2 protein-coding genes are annotated in these 2,699 nt (G+C 61.8%); one reads left to right on the top strand and one right to left on the bottom strand.

Translation table 11 applies throughout. The annotated features are described in order from the left end of the window. The coding region (locus EOC06_RS30025; RefSeq protein ID WP_245470212.1) for a PAS domain-containing sensor histidine kinase at positions 1 to 1,686 on the bottom strand (1,686 nt) is incomplete at its 3' end. A 536-nt stretch (positions 1,687 to 2,222) separates the two neighbouring features. Between EOC06_RS30025 and EOC06_RS30020 the strand changes: the two genes are divergently transcribed. After that, positions 2,223 to 2,576, top strand: a complete 354-nt coding sequence (locus EOC06_RS30020; RefSeq protein ID WP_128309499.1) for a DUF5330 domain-containing protein — start codon at positions 2,223 to 2,225, stop codon at positions 2,574 to 2,576. Positions 2,577 to 2,699 lie beyond the last annotated feature (123 nt).

Raw genomic sequence — 2,699 nt, 5'->3', positions numbered from 1 at the left:
CGCTACAGGCATGGTCAGCACGCCGGCCTTCTCCGCCTGATGTCCCTTCGGTCCGTTCACCGGCAGGCTGATGGTCACCGTGGTGCCCTCGCCCGGCATGCTTTCGATGGACATCGTGCCTTCGTGCAGCGCCACCAGGCCCTTGACCAGTGAAAGGCCAAGACCAGTCCCCTCGAAACGGCGGGTATAGTCGTTCTGGATCTGCATGAAGGGCTTGCCGAGATTGGCGAAATCCTCCTCGGCGATGCCGATGCCGGTATCCCTGACCCAGAAATGCAGGCGCGAACCGATCCGCTTGGCACCGACGACGACGTCGCCGCCGTCGGGGGTGAACTTGATCGCATTGGAGACCAGGTTGATCAGCATCTGCTGCACGGCGCGCTGGTCGGCATTGATGTCGCCGGCGTTCGGCGCGATCTGCGCCCGCAGATCGATGTTCTTGGCCTGCGCCTGCAGCTGCATCATCGACTGGCACATGTCGACCGCTTCCGCGAACCGGAACGGCTCCGGCTCGGTCGCATAAACGCCCGATTCAATCCTGGACACGTCGAGTATCGAGGTTACGACGGCGAGCAGATGCTGGCCCGAATCCCTCACCAGGCCGACATATTCCTTCTGGCGCGGATCCTTGAAGCCGCCGAACATCTCATGCAGCAGCATATCCGAGAAGCCGATGATGGCATTCAACGGCGTGCGCAGTTCGTGGCTGACCACCGCCAGGAAGCGCCCCTTCGCCACTTCGGCGGATGCGGCCGCCTCATTGGCCGCCGCGAGATCCTCGCGCAACCGGGCGATCTCGTCATTCTCGCGCAGGACGAGCGTAAAGACGTCACCCTGTTCCTCACCGCGCACCAGATCAAGCGAGAACGGGCGGTAATTGTCGGCCGTCAGGCTATTGCCGTTCTGAGGCAGGCGGATGCGCAATTCGAGCCGGCGCGACAGCGCACCGTCGCGCATGTCGGCCATTGCGCTGAGATAGGAAACGCGATCCGACAGATGGACGCGATCGAAGAGGCCGTTTCCAGACAGCAGTTCGGGCGGCAGTTTCAAAAGCGTGCGCGCTTTCGGCGACGCGTCCAGGACCTCGCCATGGCGGGGGACCCGCAAGACCACCGCATCGATGATTTCTTCGAGCCGGTCGGCAGTGTCGACCACAGCCGCGTCGGCCGTGTTTTGAAACGCCGATGCACGCGGCATCAGCGTAAGCGCCCACGCCAACGGCACCAGCCAGTGCCACGCCGCGATCTGCGCTCCTGCGAACGGAAATACGGTTCCAGCCAAAGGCTGAGCCAGGATGGCGACAGCGGCCGACACGGCTCCCCACAGTGCTGCACGTCGCGAGCCGCCGATCCACCAGGCTTCGAAAGGCAGCGCCAGGACAAGCATGGCGACAGGCGAACTCAGCCCGCCCGCGGCGGCAATGAGACTGCCGAGAGAAATGCCGGCCAGCACCAGGGCGAGCCCACTCGCTATCGCCATCTTGCCGGTCGCCGCCACCAGCAAGGCGACGAACCAGCACAGGCCAAAGGCGGCGAAGATGGCGGCCATGGTGACGGCAACGCCCATGCCTGAAGTGACCAGGGTGACCGCGGTGCCGGCGGCAAAGAAAGGAGCGGCGAGCATGACGCCGATGAAACGGCGCTGGCGCTCGCGGTGGCTCCGCCCAAGGATGGACGGATGGACCATACGTTCGCAACCGGCAGAAATCGCGCCAGGCAATTCAACGTATCTGGCCTTGATTGAACTCAACTCAACGCACTCGCACTTGTCGTGGACAGCTCTGCTTTGCAGATGGTTCTGGTTGGCTTTGAAACTGGCATCCAGCGTTTAAGGAATGGATAAGGCAAGGCCGACCAAGGCCCTGGCCTGCGGCAAATATCGGGATGCCGGCCGCCGAAAGCACGGGCAAATGCAGCCATAGTAAACGGAGAGTTATCCGGCGACGGCACCTATCGGACAGGCGCACACGGCACCCGGACTTCCACATTCCAAGAAAAATACAGGAAAATCATGGGGATGTATGGTTATTTGTTGTTAAGGAAAATCACTGGCAATTGAGACAAATGGATCGCAGAACGCTTCGTTTCGAATTTGCCTAAAATTTGAGGAAAATTCTCTCTTTGCCCGCAAGCCGTCCTTTGCGCCTGTGTGCCAAGATCCTGCCTACAAAAGAGGTCATGCCATATGGATGCATGATCCGGTCACGACGAGAGGGCAAGGGCATGGTCTTCCTCATAAGAATGGCTTTCTGGTTTTCGCTGGTGCTGCTGGCGCTGCCGCTGACTGTCGGCCCCGATGAAGCGGGCCGCGAAAGCGTCGGGCCGATCCAGGCCTTGTTTGCGGCACGCGAAGCGGTTGGCGATATCGCCGGCATTTGCGAACGCAAGCCCGATGTCTGCGAGACCGGCAAGTCGGCAATGCACACCATCACCGCCCGCGCCAAGGAGACCGCCAAGATCGCGGCAGCGATGATGGACGACAAGTCCGCCGCCGGCCCCGACACGTCGACGATGACCGGCAGCCTGCCCGAAGAAATCGTCTTGCCCGAGACCGTCAACCTGCCGCCTCAGAATTAAGCCGCTTCGACGGCGCACCGCGGGCTGTCTGCCCTCTCGACGCCCGCGGTGTCCTTGTTTTTTCCGTGACGCGGAGCCGCCGCGTGACTATATCCGGCATTATGACCACCACGATCCAGACGA

Origin of the sequence: Mesorhizobium sp. M7A.F.Ca.MR.362.00.0.0, from assembly GCF_004023175.1 — a bacterium.
In the GTDB taxonomy this organism is placed as follows: Bacteria; Pseudomonadota; Alphaproteobacteria; order Rhizobiales; family Rhizobiaceae; genus Mesorhizobium.
Note: the sequence above shows the minus strand (reverse complement) of the source record. Positions and strands in the feature narration are given on the sequence as shown.